At 65.2% G+C, this 17967-nt stretch carries 16 protein-coding genes; 12 read left to right on the plus strand and 4 right to left on the minus strand.

The window, feature by feature from the left end; all coding sequences use genetic code 11:
• Positions 1 to 6: 6 nt before the first annotated feature.
• Positions 7 to 1350, minus strand: coding sequence for an extracellular solute-binding protein (locus QA645_RS21835; RefSeq protein WP_283053005.1), 1344 nt, complete (start codon positions 1348 to 1350; stop codon positions 7 to 9).
• A 485-nt stretch (positions 1351 to 1835) separates the two neighbouring features.
• Here QA645_RS21835 and QA645_RS21840 point away from each other — a divergent pair, with 485 nt between their 5' ends.
• Positions 1836 to 2657, plus strand: coding sequence for a Spy/CpxP family protein refolding chaperone (locus QA645_RS21840; RefSeq protein WP_283053287.1), 822 nt, complete (start codon positions 1836 to 1838; stop codon positions 2655 to 2657).
• A 111-nt stretch (positions 2658 to 2768) separates the two neighbouring features.
• A complete protein-coding gene (locus QA645_RS21845) occupies positions 2769 to 3146 on the plus strand; it encodes a response regulator (RefSeq protein ID WP_254131515.1) in 378 nt (125 codons plus the stop codon).
• A 141-nt stretch (positions 3147 to 3287) separates the two neighbouring features.
• On the opposite strand, the gene QA645_RS21850 is transcribed toward QA645_RS21845, so the two are convergent.
• From QA645_RS21850 to glk, 3 genes are all read right to left on the minus strand, one after another.
• Positions 3288 to 3449, minus strand: coding sequence for a hypothetical protein (locus QA645_RS21850; protein ID WP_283053680.1), 162 nt, complete (start codon positions 3447 to 3449; stop codon positions 3288 to 3290).
• A 137-nt stretch (positions 3450 to 3586) separates the two neighbouring features.
• A complete protein-coding gene (locus tag QA645_RS21855; protein WP_128966278.1) occupies positions 3587 to 3790 on the minus strand; it encodes a hypothetical protein in 204 nt (67 codons plus the stop codon).
• Between the two features lie 144 nt (positions 3791 to 3934).
• A complete protein-coding gene (gene glk, locus QA645_RS21860) occupies positions 3935 to 4903 on the minus strand; it encodes a glucokinase (RefSeq protein ID WP_283053007.1) in 969 nt (322 codons plus the stop codon).
• A gap of 268 nt (positions 4904 to 5171) precedes the next feature.
• On the opposite strand from glk, the gene pncA reads away from it, so the two are divergent.
• The 10 genes from pncA (at position 5172) to ilvD (ending at position 17852) form a co-directional block, all read left to right on the plus strand.
• Positions 5172 to 5810 carry a bifunctional nicotinamidase/pyrazinamidase gene (gene pncA, locus QA645_RS21865; protein ID WP_283053289.1) on the plus strand — a complete coding sequence of 213 codons (639 nt, stop codon included), beginning with the start codon at positions 5172 to 5174 and terminating at the stop codon, positions 5808 to 5810.
• Between the two features lie 13 nt (positions 5811 to 5823).
• The gene (locus QA645_RS21870) at positions 5824 to 6942 is read left to right on the plus strand and encodes an alpha/beta fold hydrolase (RefSeq protein ID WP_283053009.1); all 1119 of its coding nucleotides are present in this window, start codon (positions 5824 to 5826) and stop codon (positions 6940 to 6942) included.
• 169 nt (positions 6943 to 7111) lie between these two features.
• Complete coding sequence (locus tag QA645_RS21875) at positions 7112 to 9145, plus strand: NAD(+) synthase (RefSeq protein WP_283053011.1); 2034 nt, start codon at positions 7112 to 7114, stop codon at positions 9143 to 9145.
• Positions 9146 to 9594: 449 nt separating this feature from the next.
• On the plus strand, positions 9595 to 10410 hold the full coding sequence (locus tag QA645_RS21880; protein ID WP_254193752.1) for a sugar phosphate isomerase/epimerase family protein: 816 nt from the start codon (positions 9595 to 9597) through the stop codon (positions 10408 to 10410).
• Positions 10411 to 10439: 29 nt separating this feature from the next.
• On the plus strand, positions 10440 to 12077 hold the full coding sequence (locus QA645_RS21885) for an ABC transporter substrate-binding protein (RefSeq protein ID WP_283053014.1): 1638 nt from the start codon (positions 10440 to 10442) through the stop codon (positions 12075 to 12077).
• Between the two features lie 4 nt (positions 12078 to 12081).
• Positions 12082 to 13065: an ABC transporter ATP-binding protein gene (locus QA645_RS21890; RefSeq protein WP_283053016.1), complete on the plus strand. Its 984-nt coding sequence runs from the start codon at positions 12082 to 12084 to the stop codon at positions 13063 to 13065.
• Positions 13062 to 14054 (plus strand): ABC transporter ATP-binding protein, encoded by a 993-nt coding sequence (locus QA645_RS21895; RefSeq protein ID WP_283053017.1) that lies wholly within the window; start codon positions 13062 to 13064, stop codon positions 14052 to 14054. The genes QA645_RS21890 and QA645_RS21895 overlap by 4 nt, the downstream gene beginning before the upstream one ends.
• The gene (locus tag QA645_RS21900; RefSeq protein ID WP_254135412.1) at positions 14054 to 14983 is read left to right on the plus strand and encodes an ABC transporter permease; all 930 of its coding nucleotides are present in this window, start codon (positions 14054 to 14056) and stop codon (positions 14981 to 14983) included. Before QA645_RS21895 ends, QA645_RS21900 begins: the two co-directional genes overlap by 1 nt.
• On the plus strand, positions 14980 to 15840 hold the full coding sequence (locus tag QA645_RS21905) for an ABC transporter permease (RefSeq protein WP_283053019.1): 861 nt from the start codon (positions 14980 to 14982) through the stop codon (positions 15838 to 15840). Before QA645_RS21900 ends, QA645_RS21905 begins: the two co-directional genes overlap by 4 nt.
• 161 nt (positions 15841 to 16001) lie before the next feature.
• Positions 16002 to 17852: a dihydroxy-acid dehydratase gene (gene ilvD / locus QA645_RS21910; RefSeq protein WP_254131506.1), complete on the plus strand. Its 1851-nt coding sequence runs from the start codon at positions 16002 to 16004 to the stop codon at positions 17850 to 17852.
• Positions 17853 to 17967: the final 115 nt, after the last annotated feature.

Consider the following 17967-nt stretch of genomic DNA (forward strand, 5'->3'; position numbering starts at 1 on the left):
CCCGGCTCAGCTCCGCATGAAGCCCTCGCACTCGCCCTCGGCCCAGGCGAGCGCGTCTTCCATCTTCTCGCCTTTGGCGTAACGAAGCGCCAACTTGGTCAGCGTCGCCTGATTATAGATCTGCTCCGCGATCTTTGGTGGCGCCGGCGCGGCTGCAATCGACAATATCTGATGATTGTAGGGGTTCGGATAGTGATAGAGCGTGCCCTTCGGAGGCCCTTCCTCGGCCCAGGTCTTCAGCGTCGTCATGCTTGCGTATGCCGGCAGATCGTAGCCGCCGCTCACCTGAACGAACTTTTCGATCGACGACGGCTGGGACAGGTGGGTAAGCAGGCTCTTGGCCGCGTCCTTGTTCTTGGAGAATTTCCAGATGCTCCAGAAGAACGGCTGGAAAGGTGCAAAACGTCCCTTCGGCCCGGCCGGGAAGCCGTGCGTCCAGCATTGCTCCGCGACCTGCGGCGCGTCGCGCTTGGCGACCGCCCACGCGCTCGGCGGGTTCATGATCAGCGCGCCCTTGCCAGCAATCAGCCATTTGTTGTTCGAGGCGTCGTCCCAGGAGGGGGCGTCCGGCGGCAACACCGCGATCAGCTTCTTGTAGAATTCCAGCGCCTGCCGGACCTGGTCGGTCTTGACGGTGATGTCGCCCTTGGCGTTGACGAGTTCGGCACCGAACGACTGGAAGATCGCGCCCGCGGTGTCGATGTTGTCCGGGGTCGTGCCAAGGCCGATGCCGAAGGCGAAGCCGCCCTTCTGGCAGGCTTCGGCCGCCTTGAGGAACGTCTCCATCGTCCAGTTGTCGGCCTTGGGCGGTGAACCGGCCGGATACATTTCCTGGACATCGATGCCGGCGTATTTCTTCATCAGGTCGATACGCGAGCAGGGGCCCTTGATCTGACTGCCGGCGGTCGCCGGCACGGCGAGCCATTTGCCGCCGGCCTGGCCGAGATACTTGACCGTGCCGTTCACCTCGCCGTTCTGCTTGACGATCGGCTCCATGACGTCGTTGACCGGTTCAAGCAAGTCGTCATAGGCGTGCGGCTGCCAGCCGATTTGAGACGACAGGATATCGTGCCCGGACTTGGCCTGCGCCTCGGCGGCCATCGTCAAAAGCAGCTTGTTGCCTTGGCTGGTGATGTAGTCGATTGAAACCTCGACCTTCTCCTTCGCCGCCCATTCGTTGATCAAGTCGGTGGAGGCAGCGTTGGCGCCGGGTACCCAGTGGTCCCACAGGCCGATCGAGAGCTTGCCGGCGGCGTAGGCGCCTCGGACATAGGGCGCTGCGATGAGCGCCGCGGAGGACATTGCAGTGGCTGCTACAAATTGACGTCGCGTCAGTCTATTGCGTGACATCTCGTTTCCTCGCCTTGGTGTGTTTTATCGTTCTGTCATTTCCTCTGAATTTCCCGAGTTTGTTTTGCGTTTGTTGGTTGGCGTTTCTTGTTCGCGCCGTCGTTTCCGGGCGGTCAATCGCGCCGGAAACGCGGCCAGATTGGTAGCGCCATCACATCATGATTGATTGCGTCTGTCGAGAAAGCCGGAAGCCTCGCGCTCTAGAACTAACGTTGCGTACGGAATGCCCGTCGCTTCTGTCGGCGATGAGCTGCGTCTACTCTTATTGCGACGCACACTTCCGCGTGCGACGGCTCGAGACGATCCCGTGCGCAATTACGCCGCAGTTCCGAATGAGCCTGCATCACCGCTTCGCGCCACAGGGCCTTCAAACGGGGACAGCGATGGTCCGCGCCTAGACCTCGGCGTCGCGAAAACGGTAGAGTTGCAACCGGCAGGAGGCCTGCCGTTTCCTGGAAGGCAAGCAGATCGACATGAAGACCCAAATCATCCCCCCCGCGCCGCCTGTGCGGCTTGGCCTGCGGCATTGGCTCGCACTCGGCTCCGTGCTGACGATGCTGATCGGCGCGGCCGCGGTTGCGAATGCACAAGGTTTGGTCAAGGGCGTTCAGGACGGGGCCGCGGCCGGTAACAAGGCGGCAGGTCCCGTCGGTGGCGTTCTCGGCGGCGCCATCGGCGGCGTGGTCGGCGTCTTCACCGGCGTGCTCGGCGTCAACAACAACAGTGGCCAGGCGCCGGCTGCCAAGGACGCGAGCAAGGACGCATCCAAGGATGCCGCCAAGGACTCCAAGCAGCCCGGCGGCGCCAAGGACAAGGACGCCAAGACCGCCAAAGGCGGCAAGGGTGCCAAGGCGACCAAGGAAGCCAAGAACGCGCCCTCGGACACCAAGGAGAATGAGAATAAGGACAACAAGGACGTTACCGTCCTGACCCAGCCCGGCACGCCGCAGCTGACCGCCGACCAGATCGTCGCCAACAGCGATTCCTATATCGAGCGTATCAAGACCGAGCTGAACCTCACGCCCGATCAGGAGAAGCACTGGTTCGGCTTCTCCAGCGCAATGCACTATCTCGGGCACAATGGCGCGGAGCGGCTGAACCTGCGCATCGCGCGGGCCAAGCGCGATCCGCCGGACGACATCATCGAGCAAATGCGCAACGAGTCGCAATTCCTGATCGACCGCGCTGCCGACCAGCGCAATGTCGCCGATGCCGCCGAGCCGTTGTTCTCAAGCCTCGATGACAAGCAGAAGGAGGTGTTCATCCAGGAGATGGTTCGCCTCAGCCACGAGCGCGGCCTGGATTGATCGAGCTTGAATCGGATTGCATGTATTCGTGGAATTTGGAGGCCACGAATTCGTGAATCTTTCTTGCAAATCGGGTATGCTTAACTCCGCTTGATTGGCTGCGGGGTTGATATGGCGGACGGACTCTCCGTTTTCCTGGTTGAAGACGAGGCGTTGATCCGGATGATGATCGCCGACATGGTGGAGGAGCTTGGCCACCATGTCGTTGCGGAAGCGGACAACGTGCGCGATGCGAGCGCCTTTGCGATGACGGCGCAGTACGACTTCGCGATCCTCGATATCAACCTGATGGGCGTCTACGTCGATCCCGTCGCCGATTTGATCGAGCGCCGCGGCAAGCCGTTCCTGTTCGCGACGGGCTATGGGCCTGAATTGCTGCCGTCCTTGCTCCGGCGCCGGCCGATCCTGCGCAAGCCGATTGCGATGGAGCAGCTCAAGATCATGATCGACTCGCTGTTTCCGGATGCACCGGCCAAGGCTTCGCACTGATCCAAGGCACTGATCCAGGGCGCTGATCTCAGGCGCAGATCCAGGGCGGCACACTGACATTGTCATCGATCGAGACGTCGTCAAACGAAAATGGCCGCCCGACAGGGGCGGCCATTTGGCGACGGAAGGTCCGTCAGTGTCTCACATCAGGCCGGCGCTGAGGTCCACGCCGTTCGCCATCAGGCTGAACGAGGCGAGAAGTCCGAGGCCGCAGAAGATGATAATGGCTTTAAAAGAATAGTCGATCGACCGGGTCTGGACGGCAGCCGGCATTTCGGCGAGCGAAATCATGCTCATGTTCATTCCCCCTGTTTGATCCTGAATTGCATCAGGTGGGGGAACCGTAGCGCACAAAGTTTGATACAGGATTGCCAGAGATCCTTAATCGAATCGCAATTGATCGCAGACTCGTCGCTGCGCGGCAGCCGATCATGCAAGCGCTAGTTGCGGCCGGCCCTCAGCACCGTGGCGATCGTGTGGGCCGTCATCGCGGCGCGGTCCGAGGCGCGCTGGGCCGCCAACCGGTCCCGGGCCTTCTCCTCGATCAACAGCTCGATCAGCGCCATGCGCTTGTCGTCATCGTCTGCCTCCGTCAGCAGCCGGTGATAACGGTGATAGTCGAAGCCCACATCCTGCTTACGCATGTCACGCCCCCGTACCTACGCCACACACAGGCGCGAATTGTTTCCCATCGGAAACAAGGGGGCAAGCACGATCCTACGTGGAACCGCACGTACGATGCAATCAGCTGTGAATTGCTTAACGGAAGATGCGCGAACGGGTGCGTTTCAATCCAGATTGTGGTCGGCGAACGTCTTCAGGCCGACGAAGCTTGCATCGGGCTTCATGACGAGGCGGGTCGGGATGTTGCGCAAATAGTCCTGGAAGCGCCCCTTGGCTTCGAAACGCGCGCGGAACGCTGAAGCCGAAAGGAAGTCCGGAAAGCGCGGCACGATTCCGCCGGCAATGTAGACGCCGCCTCTGGCGCCGAAGGTTACAGCGAGGTTGCCGGCCACCGAGCCGAGGATGGCGCAAAACATCTCCAGCGTCGCGCGGCTGAGCTCGCAGGTCCCGTCCAGCGCCGCCTTGGTGATACCGGCCGCATCGCGTTGCGGCACCTGGGCTTCATCGACCTCGGCCATCGCCTCATAGAGGGATTGGAGCCCGGAGCCGGAGAGGGCGCCGCGCTCGATGGAGACGTGGCCGAAGCGCCGGCGCATGGCGGCGATCACGCGTTCCTCGCGCTCGTTCTCGGCAGGTAGCGTCGCGTGACCGGCCTCAGTGACCACAGCCAGCCGGGAGCCGTGGCGCTCGACCAGGCAGGAGACGCCAAAACCGGTCCCGGGTCCGACCACCAGAAGCGGCTCGCCGGATATGCCGTCCTGGCCGCCGAGCGGAATCAGGTCGGCCGGCTGCAAGGCGGGCAGGGACCAGGCCACCACCTCGAAATCGTTGAGCACGTGGACGCTCTCGAAGCCGAGCGCCGGCTGGAGCTCGTTGCCGTCGATCACCCAGGGGCTGTTGGTCATGACGCAGCGGTTGTTGGTGACGGGACCGGCGACGGCGAGCACGGCCCTGACCGGCTTCTCGCTATCGGCCCGCCGCAGCACGTCGGCGATCGCTTCGCGGACCGTCGGATGGTCCGCGACCTTCACATAGTCGATGGTGCCGATCTGCTCGCCGTTGCTCAGCGCGAACCGCGCGTTGGTGCCGCCGATATCGGCGAGAAGAATGTTGCCTGTCCTGCCGATACTCATGACCATCCGGCTCCCGTAGCCTTGCAGGCTTCGGGAACCCTTTTCCTCCACGCCTTCGCCGCGATCCGCACGTCGCGGATATCAGAGATTCCGCCCTCGGGTACAGCTAGTCAACACGGACGAGGCCAAAGCGTCGCATCCAGGTGGAGATCGGCGCGGGGATCAGCCGGCCGTTTGCGCGACATTGTTGCGCGTGTCGGAGGTTGCGAAGCCGCGTGGGAAGATCGACATTGATGACGGCTGGCGCCGATTGCGCCGGACGGACGACATGGGGCTTGCGATGAAGATAACCGACCGCGACGCGCTGCTGGTGATCGATGTGCAGAACGATTTCTGCACGGGCGGGGCGCTCGCCGTTCCCGGGGGCGAGAAGGTCGTCCCGGCCATCAACCGGATCGCCCAAAAATTCGCCAATGTGGTGCTGACGCAGGACTGGCATCCGGGCGACCACGTCTCCTTCGCGCCGAACCATGCGGGCAAGCAGCCGTTCCAGACCATCGAGCTCGACTACGGCACCCAGGTGCTCTGGCCGACGCATTGCGTCCAGGGCACCGCCGGCGCCGAATTCCACCGGGAGCTCGCGGTCACACGCGCGAACCTTGTGGTGCGCAAGGGCTTCCGCCGCGGCATCGATTCCTATTCGGCGCTGTTCGAGAACGACCACAAGACGCCGACCGGACTGCTCGGCTATCTGCGCGAGCGCGAGCTGAGGACGGTTTTCGTCGCCGGCCTGGCGCTCGATTTCTGCGTCCGCTTTTCCGCGGAGGATGCGCGCAAGGCGGGCTTCGAGGTCGTCGTGATCGAGGACGCCTGCCGCGGCATCGACCTCGACGGCTCGGTGGCAGCGACCCATCACAGCTTCAGGGAGCGGGGCATCTCCGTCGTCAGCCTGGAGGCATTCTTGTGAGGATCATGCGGTGATGGTGGCGAGGACGAGCGGTCCACAGCCCGGCGACGCTGGGCGCGGCCCCGATGACCCCGTGTTTTGGCCGTTCGCGGCGGCACGGCTTGCCATGGACGCCTGCTTCTGGTGGCTGGAGCGCGGCCCGGCGGAGCAGGGCGAGGGCGAACTCCCCTGGACCACGCCCGGCACTGCAGCGCTGGAGCTCGCCACCATGCGGCTGCGCGATTGTTCGCGCACGCGATCCGGTCAGCCGGCCTTGGTCTGCGCGCCTTATGCGCTGCACCGGGCCCTGATTGCCGATTTTGCGCCCGGCCACAGCGTGGTGCAGTCGTTGCAGCAGGGCGGCATCGATCGGATCTATCTCACCGACTGGCGCTCGGCCACGTCGGACATGCGCTATCTCTCGATCGACAGTTATCTCGGCGATCTCAACGTCGCTGTCGACGAGATCGGCTCGCCGGTCGATCTGGTCGGCCTGTGCCAGGGCGGCTGGTTGTCGCTGCTCTATGCGGCGCGGTTTCCGGCCAAGGTGCGGCGGCTGGTGCTGGCAGGTGCGCCGGTCGACCTCTCGGTCGAGTCCAGGCTGTCGCAACTCGCCCGCAACGCGCCCGAGATCGTCTACGACCAGATCGTCGCACGTGGCGGTGGCAATGTCAGCGGCGAGGAGATGCTGCGGGTCTGGTCGAAGGCGCCTGACCGTGACGACATCGCGGCGGCGTTGCAGAAAGACCTCTCGGACGAGGAGGGCGCGGCCCTGCTCGCGCGCTTCGACCGCTGGAACACCGAGACGCTCAACCTGCCGGGCACCTACTATCTCCAGGTCGTCAACTGGATCTTTCGAGAGAACCGCATCGCCGGCGGAAATTTCACGGCTTTCGGTCGCGCCATCGATCTGAAGAACGTCAAATCTCCGGTCTTCCTGCTGGCCGGGCTCGACGACGATGTCGTGCCGGCCACACAGGCGCTCGCGACCGCCAGCCTCGTCGGCACGCCGCCGGCTTTCGTTGCCGCGGCCTCCGAACCGAGCAACCATCTCGGCCTGTTCATGGGCGCGCGGACCCACGCCCATGCCTGGCCCCGGATCGCGGAATGGCTGCGCAACGACCTCTCCGGCGTGCTTGCGCGCAGCGCCTGACGGCACCTGAAGCCAAGCCTGCAAGCAAAGGCCTGCAAGCCAAGGCCGGCGCAGCCGCAATTCCGTTATGCATGATGGCGGATGGCCTGCACGGGGCCCGGTCGATGGGCTAAATAGAGAGCAGAGCCGGCGACGGCCGGTCCGACAAGATTTAAAGGTGCTGTGCTCGATGAGCTTCCACTCGATCTACGCCCACGGGTTTGCGCGTGTTGCAGCCTGCGTCACCACCTCCCATGTGGCCGATCCCGCGGCCAATGCGAAGGCAGTCATCGCGACGGCGAAAACCTGCGATGCGCAGTCGGTCGCGGTGGCCGTGTTTCCCGAGCTCTGCCTGTCCGGCTATGCGATCGAGGATCTCGTCAAGCAGGATCCGCTGCTTGATGCGGTCGAGCGCGGGCTTGCCACCATTGTTGAGGCCTCCACAGCGCTGATGACCGTGCTGATCGTCGGCGCGCCGCTGCGGTATGGCCATCGCATCTACAATTGCGCCGTCGTCGTTCACCGCGGGAATGTTTTGGGCGTCGTGCCCAAGAGCTATCTGCCGACCTATCGTGAATTCTACGAGGGACGCCATTTCGCCTCCGGCGCCGGCATCGCCGGCGAGGCGATCGCCATCGGCAAGCTCCATGCGCCATTCGGGACCGATCTGCTGTTTGCGGCCGAGGACGTCCCGGGCCTGACCATCGGCGTCGAGATCTGCGAGGACATGTGGATCCCTGTGACGCCGGCCTCCGAACTGGCGCTGGCCGGCGCGAGCGTGCTGATCAATCTGTCGGGCAGTCCGATCACGATCGGCCGGGCGCGCTCGCGCGCGCTGCTGTGCCAATCGACCTCGGCCCGCTGCCTTGCGGCCTATGTCTATTCCGCCGCGGGGGCAGGGGAATCCACCACCGATCTCGCCTGGGACGGCCAGACCTCGATCTATGAGAACGGCGTGCTGCTGGCGGAGGGTGAGCGGTTCCGGCAGGAGGGCCAGATCACGCTCGCCGACGTCGACCTCGACCTGCTCAGGCAGGAGCGCGCCCTGATGGGCACATTCGACGACAACCGCCGGCAGCGCGAGGGCTTCTATCGTACAATCAGCTTCGCCGTGACCCCGCCGGCCGACGACATCGGCTTCCTGCGCAAGGTCGAACGCTTCCCGTTCGTGCCGAGCGATGAAAGCCTGCTCGAACAGGATTGCTACGAGGCCTACAACATCCAGGTCGCCGGCCTCGTGCAGCGCATGCGCGCGACCGGCACCAAGCGCGTCGTGATCGGCGTCTCCGGCGGTCTCGATTCCACCCATGCGCTGATCGTCGCCGCCAAGGCCGTCGACCTGCTCGGCCTGCCGCGTGAGAACATCCTTGCCTATACCATGCCGGGCTTTGCCACCGGCAGCGAGAGCAAGACCAATGCGCTGGCGCTGATGAAGGCGTTGCAGACCAACTGGCAGGAACTCGACATCCGCACCACCGCCACGCAGATGCTCAAGGACATCGGCCATCCCTTCGGCAAGGGCGAGAAGGTCTACGACGTCACCTTCGAGAACGTGCAGGCGGGCCTGCGCACCGACTATCTGTTCCGGCTCGCCAACCATCATGGCGGCATCGTCATCGGCACCGGCGACCTCTCGGAGCTCGCGCTCGGCTGGTGCACCTACGGCGTCGGCGACCAGATGGCGCACTACAATGTCAACGCCGGCGTGCCGAAGACGCTGATCCAGCATCTGATCCGCTGGGTGATCGCCTCGAAACAGTTCAGCGGCGATGTGAACGGGACGCTCGCCTCGATCCTGTCGGCCGAAATCTCGCCGGAGCTGGTTCCGGTCAAGCCAGGCGAGAAGCCGCAGAGCACGGAAGCCTCCGTCGGACCCTACGAGCTGCAGGATTTCAACCTGTTCTACACGCTGCGCTTCGGTCTGCGGCCGTCGAAGATCGCCTTCATGGCGTTCCAGGCCTGGAAAGACGTCGCCGAGGGCGAGTGGCCGCCGGCATTCCCGGCCGACAAGCGCCGCGCCTATGATCTTCCGGAAATTCGGCGCTGGCTTGAAGTGTTCCTGCGTCGCTTCTTCGCCTTCAGCCAGTTCAAGCGCTCGGCGATGCCGAACGGGCCCAAGGTCTCGGCCGGCGGATCGCTGTCGCCGCGCGGCGACTGGCGTGCGCCGTCGGATTCGAGTGCGGCGGCCTGGCTCGAGGATCTCGAGCGGAACGTGCCGAAGTAAGCGAAGAGGGCAATCCAGAACGACTTCGCGCCGCACGGCTGATCAAGCCGGCGGCGCGAAATCACGTTCAACCTCAGAAAGCACGAGGTCCGGAGTGCCTAGGAGTCCGGACCTCGTAACCTTGCCCCAGCCTTTGATGCCCCCGCCCCAAGTGGTCCCCCAACCCCGTGGTGCGCGATCAGAGGGTGATGCCCCGTGAAGGCCGCCGATCGATGTCCGCGATGTACGTGAGATCGGCATAGGATACCATTCCGGATCACTACGGACTTAATCGCGCTTGATTTCGCGCGCGCATGCATGCGCCTGCACGCGGTGCGCTCGGTGCTCCCCGAAATCGATGCAAGCGCGCGACGCGATGTCCACATCTCCCGAATCCGCATTTCACCGGCCTGTCATTGAACTGGTCTAGCGCTGCTCCCCGTCATCGCTGACGGCCAAGGGAGCAAGCCATGTCGAAGCCGGTGTTGGGCGCCGCACTATCCATCAAATCGATCCCCGCTCACCGCGACTGGCTTCTGGAGCGACAACGCGATCTCGAAATTCAGGATTTCTTCCGTGCCGATCTGCTCGACGGCGACTGGCGTAGTGCCGCCACCGAGATCAAGCAGATGCTCTCAGGCCACACCGGCCGTCTCGGCATCCACGGCCCGTTCTGGGGCTTCAAGATCGACAGCCACGATCCCCTGATCCGCCAGGCTGTGACCAGGCGGCTGCTGCAGGGCCTTGATGCCGCTGAATTCCTCGGCGCGACGCAGATGGTGATGCATTCGCCGTTCACGACCTGGGACCACAACAATCTCGATCTCTATCCGGACAGCCGCGCCAACATCGTCGAGCGCGTCAAGGCGACGCTGGCGGAGGTGATCGCCCGCGCCGAGACCATCGGCTGCGAGATCGTCATCGAGAACATCGAGGACAAGGACCCGCGCGACCGCGTGCGTCTCGCCAAGGCGCTCGAAAGCAGCAAGGTGCGCGTCTCGCTCGACACCGGCCACGCCAACTACGCCCACATCTCCACCGGCGCGCCGCCGGTCGATTATTACGTCGAAACCGCCGGTGACATGTTGACGCATGTGCACTTGCAGGACACCGACGGCTTTGCCGACCGGCATTGGGCGCCGGGCGAAGGCAACATCCCCTGGGTCGCATTGTTCCGCGCGCTGGGCCGGCTGACATCCAATCCGCGGCTGATCCTCGAGCTGCGCAACCACGACGACGTCCGCAAGGGCGCCGCGCATCTCACCGCGCTCGGTCTCGCCGAATAACCAGATCGCAGAGGGCAGGGGTCATCGTCATGAGCAAGCTTACCCGTCGTACCATCCTGAAATCCGGTGGCGCTGCCGCCGGCACGCTGCTGCTGCCGCGCTTTGCGATCGGGCAGGGTGACAATCGTCCGTCGGTGACGATCGCCGTGCAGAAGGTGACGAATGCGAACGTGCTCGACGTGCTGCGCGAGCAGTCCAATGTCGGCGAGCGCGTGTTCTTCTCCTCGATCTGGGAAGGCCTCATCTCGAAGAATTTCCGCGGCAATCTCGAGGCCGTGCCGGGGCTCGCCACCGAATGGCGCCGCATCGACGATCAGACAGTCGAGGTGAAGCTGCGCCAGGGCGTGAAATTCCACAATGGCGACGAGCTGACCGCCGAAGACGTCGTCTTCACCTTCAGCCGCGAGCGCATGTTCGGTGAGACCGAAGCCAAGAGCCGCTCCACCATCCAGGCTTTCGAAAAAATCCCGATGCCGAAGCCCGGCAAGGAGCTGCCGCCGGACGTGCCCGCGGTTGCGCGCCGCATCTGGCCGGACCTCGTCCGCGTCGATGCCGTCGACAAGTACACGGTGCGCTTCTACAACGCGACGCCCGACGTCACCATCGAAGGCCGCCTGTCGCGCTACGGCTCCGACATCGCCAACCGTCGCGCCTGGGATGAATCCGCAAGCTATCTCGACTGGGCGCGCAAGCCGATCACTACCGGCCCCTACAAGGTCGTCGAGCTCAAGCCCGACGTCTCGCTGACGCTGGAAGCGCACGACGAATATTGGGGCGGCCGTCCGCCGCTCAAGCGGATCCGCTTCCTGGAAGTGCCTGAGGTCGCGAGCCGCATCAATGGGCTGTTGTCCGGCGAATACCAGTTCGCCTGCGACATCCCGCCGGACCAGATCGCCGGGATCGAGAAGAATGCCGCGTTCGAAGTGCAGGGCGGCACCATCCTCAATCATCGCCTGACCGTGTTCGACAAGAACCACGCCGTGCTTGCCAATCCGCTGGTCCGCCGCGCCTTCACCCACGCGATCGACCGCCAGGCCATCGTCGACAGCCTGTGGGCCGGCCGCACCCGCGTGCCGAAGGGCCTGCAGTGGGAATTCTATGGCGACATGTTCAACGCCGATTGGAGCGTGCCGGCTTACGATCCGAAGCTCGCGCAGGATCTGTTGAAGCAGGCCAATTACAAGGGCGATCCGATTCCCTATCGCCTGCTCAACAACTACTACACCAACCAGGTCGCGACCGCGCAGGTGCTGGTCGAGATGTGGAAGTCGGTCGGCCTCAACGTAGAGATCGAGACCAAGGAGAACTGGTCGCAGATCATGGAACGCGCGCCGACCCGCGCCGTGCGCGACTGGTCGAACTCCGCGGCCTTCAACGATCCGGTGTCGTCGATCGTTGCCCAGCACGGTCCGAACGGCCAGCAGCAGCAGATCGGCGAATGGACCAATGTCGAGCTGAACAAGCTCTCGGAGTTCCTGGAGACCTCGACCGACCGCGCCGCGCGCAAGAAGGCGTTCCACCGCATGCTGGAGATCGCCGAGCGCGAGGACCCCGCCTACACCGTGCTGCACCAGAACGCGACCTTCACGGCCAAGCCGAAGTCGATCAAGTGGAAGGCCTCGCCCGCTTTCGCGATGGATTTCCGCGCTGGCAATTTCGAGGCTTGAGGCCGTGGCGCCGCTCGTCAGCATTCAGGGGCTCGGCGTTGCCTTCAACGGCGTGCCGGTCCTGCGCGGCGTCGATCTGACCTTGGAAAAGGGCGAGGCCCTGGGCCTCGTCGGCGAGTCCGGCTCCGGCAAGTCCGTAACCTGGCTCGCTGCGCTTGGCCTGCTGCCGCGGCACGCAAAAGTCTCGGGCTCTGTCCGTCTCGATGGACGCGAGATCCTCGGTGCGCCGTCGTCGGAACTCGACCAGGTGCGGGGCGGGCGTGTCGCCATGATCTTCCAGGATCCGGCGAGCGCGCTCAACCCGGTGCTGACCATCCGCAGGCAGCTCTGCGAGGCGCTGGCCTTGCATCGCGATCTCTCGGGCGAGGCCGTGAAGGCCGAGGCACTGCGGCTGCTCAATCTCGTTGGCATTCCCGACGCAGGCCGGCGGCTGTCCGCCTATCCGCATGAATTCTCCGGCGGGCAGGTCCAGCGCATCATGATCGCGATGGCGCTGGCCGGAAATCCCGATCTGCTGATCGCGGACGAGCCGACCACGGCGCTGGATGCGACCATCCAGGCGCAGATCCTGGAGCTGCTCTCCACGATCCGCCGCGAGATGAGCATGGCGATGGTCCTGATCAGCCACGACCTCGGCGTCGTCGCGGAGAATTGCGACCGCGTCGCGGTGATGTATGCCGGCCGCATCATCGAGCAGGCACCTAGCAACCAGCTCTTTGCCGATCCCGTGCACCCCTATGCGCAGGGACTGATCGGCGCGCTGCCGCCGCTCGATGGGCCGCGCCGGCGTCTCACCGCCATTCCCGGCACCGTCCCCGATCCCGCGCACATGCCTGATGGATGCGCCTTCGCGCCACGCTGTGCACTGGCAGCCGAGCCCTGTGCGGTTGCGGCGCCGACGCTTGCGCCCATCGCAAACGATCGCGCGGTCGCCTGCATCCGCGCCGAAGCCTCGCGCCGTGCGCTGCTCGGGATCGCCGCCGAATGAGCGCGCCGCTCGTCGAGGTGTCCTCGATCTCGCGCAGCTATGCGATGCGCTCCGGGATGTTCGGCCGGGCTACGGCCGTGCACGCCGTCGATGGTGTGTCGCTCAGCATCCTCAAGGGCGAAACGCTCGGTCTCGTCGGCGAGTCCGGCTCGGGCAAATCCACGACGGGGCGCATCGTGCTCGGCCTGGAGCCGCCCGATCGCGGCGAGGTGCGGTTCGACGGCAAGGCGATGGCCGCACCGGGGACGCCGGCGTGGCGTGCACAGCGCGCCCACATGCAGATGATCTTCCAGGACCCGCTCGGCGCGCTGGATCGGCGTTTGCCGGTGGCGACCCAGATCCGCGAGCCCCTCGACATTCATGGCCTCGGCACGGCCTCCGAGCGCGAGGACCGCGTTCGCGAATTGCTGCGCGCCGTCGAGCTGACGCCCGCGCATGGCGCGCGCTATCCGGGCGCGCTCTCCGGCGGCCAGCGCCAGCGCATCGTGCTGGCGCGGGCGCTGGCGACAAAACCCGATTTCCTCGTCTGCGACGAGCCGGTCAGCGCGCTCGACGTCTCGATCCAGGCGCAAGTGGTGAATTTGCTCGCCGATCTCCAGGTGCGGCTTGGGCTGACAATGCTGTTCATCAGCCACGATCTGCGGGTCGTCCGCCAGATCAGCAACACCGTCGCCGTGATGTATCTCGGCCGCATCGTCGAGATCGGCAGCGCCGACGATCTCTTTGCCCGGCCCGAGCACCCATACACGCAGGCGCTGGTGTCTGCCTCGCCCGCACCCGGCCGCCGCAGCGCCGGCCGCATCGTGTTGGCGGGCGATCCGCCGAACCCGGCCGCTCGTCCGAACGGCTGCGCGTTCCATCCGCGCTGCCCGCGCGCCATGGCGCGTTGCGCGAGTGAGGTGCCGGCGCTTTCGGCGGTCGGCGGCGACCGCCAGGTGGCCTGCCATCTCGTCACCGGGCCGCAGGCCGAGACGCGGGACGCGGCGTGATGGGGCGCTATTTCGCCATTCGGATCGGTCGTGCTGCACTGACGATCGTGCTCGTCGTCACCTTCGCCTTCGTGGTGCTGCGGCTATCCGGCGATCCCGCGCTGATGATCCTGGGACCGGAAGCGCCGCCGGAAGTCCTCGCGGCCTTCCGCAAGGCGTGGGGCCTCGATGATCCCATCTGGTTTCAGTATCTCGATTACTTCGGGGCCATCGCCAAGGGCGAACTCGGCCGTTCCATGCGTGACGGGCGGCCCGCTATCCAGCTCGTGCTGGAGCGCATCCCGGCAACGCTGGCGCTGACGCTGCCGGCCTTTGTCTTCAAGGTTGCACTGGGCATTCCCGCCGGCATCTACGCCGCGCTGCATCGGGGCTCGGCAATCGACCGCGCCGTGATGATGACGGCGGTCGCCGGCTTCACCGTGCCGAGCTTCGTGCTCGCGCTGCTGCTGGTGCTGGTCTTCGCCGTGCAGCTCGGCTGGCTGCCATCGGGCGGGCAGGACAGCTGGCGTCACGCCATCCTGCCGATCGCGACACTCAGCTTGGGCGGCGCCGCCGTGCTGGCGCGCTTCACCCGCAGTGCCATGCTGGAGGTGCTGGGCCAGCCCTATATCCGCACGGCGTCGGCCAAGGGCGTACCGTGGCGCAAGGTGGTGACGTCGCATGCGTTGCCGAACGCGGCGATCCCGACTGTGACCATTTTGGGCTTCATGGTGGGCTCGCTGATCGCGGGCGCGGTGGTGGTCGAGAGCGTGTTCTCGTGGCCGGGAGTAGGGCGCCTCCTCGTCGTCGCCGTCGCCAACCGCGACCTCGCCGTCGTGCAATGCATCCTGCTGCTGGTGGCGCTGACCATGGTCACGTCGAACCTGATCGTCGATTTCCTCTACGGCTTCCTCGATCCGCGTCTGCGCGCCAAAGGGGCCCACGCATGACCGACGCGACGCTGAAGGACGCGACCATCCGCCGCCGCATCGGCCTGCCGGCGATCCCGGTCTCCGTTGCGCTTGCGGTCACCTGGATCGTCGCCATGCTGGTGATCGCCGCGTTGGCCGAGAAGATCGCGCCCTATGGTTACACCCAATTCGATCTGCGCAACCGCCTCTCGGCGCCCGGCAATGTCGCGCACTGGCTCGGCACCGACGAGCTCGGCCGCGACGTGCTGTCGCGCCTTCTCGTCTCGATCCGGATCTCGCTGCTGATCGCCTTCGGCGCGACCGCGATCTCGGCCGTGGTCGGGACCACGCTCGGCTTTCTGGCCGCGCATTTTCGCGGGGTTGTCGAGCAATTCGTGCTGATGCTGACCGATTTCCAGGCCAGCATGCCGTTCCTGATCATGGCACTCGCCGTGCTCGCCTTCTTCGGCAATTCGCTGCCGCTCTTGATCGGCCTGATGGGCCTGTTCGGCTGGGAGCGCTATGCCCGCATCGCCCGCGGCCTCGCCATTTCCGCCAATGCGCAGGGCTACGCGGCCGCGGTCCGGCAGCTGGGGGCGACGCCGACGCGGATCTACCTGCGGCATATCCTGCCCAACATCGCCTCGACCCTGATCGTCTCGACCACGCTGGTGTTTCCCGAGGTGATCCTGATGGAATCAGGGCTGTCCTTCCTCGGCCTCGGCGTGCAGCCGCCGATGACCAGCCTCGGCAACATGGTCGGCTACGGCCGCGAGTACCTGACCCGGGCGCCCTGGATCATGCTGGCGCCGGCGACCACGATCGTGGTGACCACGCTCGCCGTCTCCGTGATCGGCGACTGGCTGCGCGACAAGCTCGATCCAACCCTGCAATAGCCCGCGCCGGGAGCAGGGGAGGCCTGCGATAGGCCGATCCGGCCCCCTCCAGGCCAAGTTCCCGTTGCGCCGGCCCACCCCGTGCGCTATCCGGCCGGAAAGGCCTGAGGCGGCTCCATATTTTCCCGCCCGGCCGGTCAAACCCGAGGACGGAAACCGCCATGCCAGCCTATCGCTCCCGCACCACCACCCACGGCCGTAACATGGCGGGCGCCCGCGGCCTCTGGCGCGCGACGGGCATGAAGGACGGCGATTTCGGCAAGCCGATCATCGCGGTCGTCAACTCCTTCACCCAGTTCGTCCCCGGCCACGTCCATCTCAAGGACCTCGGCCAGCTCGTCGCCCGCGAGATCGAGCAGGCCGGCGGCGTCGCCAAGGAATTCAACACCATCGCAGTCGATGACGGCATCGCCATGGGCCATGACGGCATGCTCTACAGCCTGCCGTCGCGTGAGCTGATCGCCGACAGCGTCGAGTACATGGCCAACGCGCACTGCGCCGACGGCCTCGTCTGCATCTCCAACTGCGACAAGATCACGCCCGGCATGCTGATGGCCGCGCTGCGGCTCAACATCCCCGCCGTGTTCGTTTCGGGCGGCCCGATGGAAGCTGGCAAGGTCAAGCTGCAGGGCAAGACCAAGGCCGTCGACCTCATCGACGCCATGGTGGCGGCGGCCGATTCCAAGGTCAGCGACGAGGACGTCAAGGTGATCGAGCGCTCGGCGTGCCCGACCTGCGGCTCCTGCTCGGGCATGTTCACCGCCAACTCCATGAACTGCCTGACCGAGGCGCTCGGCCTGGCGCTGCCCGGCAACGGCACGGTGGTCGCGACCCATGCCGACCGCAAGCGCCTGTTCGTCGAGGCCGGCCACACCATCGTCGATCTCGTTCGTCGTTATTACGAGCAGGACGATGCCTCCGTGCTCCCGCGCAACGTTGCGAACTTCAAGGCGTTCGAGAACGCGATGACGCTCGACATCGCGATGGGCGGCTCGACCAACACTGTGCTGCATCTCCTGGCCGCCGCCCATGAAGGCGAGGTGAAGTTCACCATGCAGGACATCGACCGGCTGTCGCGCCGCGTGCCCGTGCTCTGCAAGGTCGCCCCGTCGGTCGCCGACGTGCACGTCGAGGACGTGCATCGTGCCGGCGGCATCATGGGCATTCTGGGTGAGCTCGACCGCGCCGGCCTGATCGACACGTCGGTCTCGACCGTGCACGCGCCGACCATGAACGAGGCGCTGGAGCGCTGGGACATCAAGCGCTCCAAGAGCGAGGCTATCAGAACCTTCTATCGCGCCTCGCCCGGCGGCATCCCCACACAAGTCGCCTTCAGCCAGGAGCGCCGCTACGACGAGCTCGATGCCGATCGCGAGAAGGGCGTGGTGCGTAATCTCGAGAATGCCTTCAGCAAGGACGGTGGCCTCGCCGTGCTCTACGGCAATCTCGCGCAGGACGGCTGCATCGTGAAGACCGCGGGCGTCGATTCCTCGATCCTGAAATTCTCCGGTCCCGCGCGCGTGTTCGAGAGCCAGGACGCGGCCGTCGAAGGCATTCTGGGCGGCAAGGTCGTGGCCGGCGAGATCGTGGTCATCATCTATGAAGGCCCGCGCGGCGGTCCCGGCATGCAGGAAATGCTGTATCCGACGAGCTATCTGAAATCGATGGGCTTAGGTAAGGCTTGCGCGCTCGTCACCGACGGACGCTTCTCCGGTGGTTCGTCCGGCCTGTCGATCGGCCATCTCTCGCCGGAAGCGGCCGAAGGCGGCAACATCGGTCTTGTGCGCACCGGCGATCGTATCGCGATCGACATTCCGAACCGCAGCATCAACCTCGAAATCTCCGACGAGGAGCTTTCCAATCGCCGTGCCGCGGAAGAGGCCAAGGGCGACGCCGCCTGGCAGCCCGCCGCGCGCAAGCGCAACGTCTCGACCGCGCTGCAGGCCTACGCTGCGCTCACCACCAGCGCTGCGCGCGGCGCGGTGCGCGAAGTGAAGCGTCGCACAAAGTAAGCACACCCAGCGTAGACGCGATCGCAAACGTTGCGGTCGTGCATGGTCAACAAGTTCTGAACGGCCGGTGAAAACCGGCCGTTCGCATTAAGGATGCCTCAACGAACTTCGGCAG

It is taken from the genome of Bradyrhizobium sp. CIAT3101 (genome assembly GCF_029714945.1).
GTDB lineage: Bacteria > Pseudomonadota > Alphaproteobacteria > Rhizobiales > Xanthobacteraceae > Bradyrhizobium.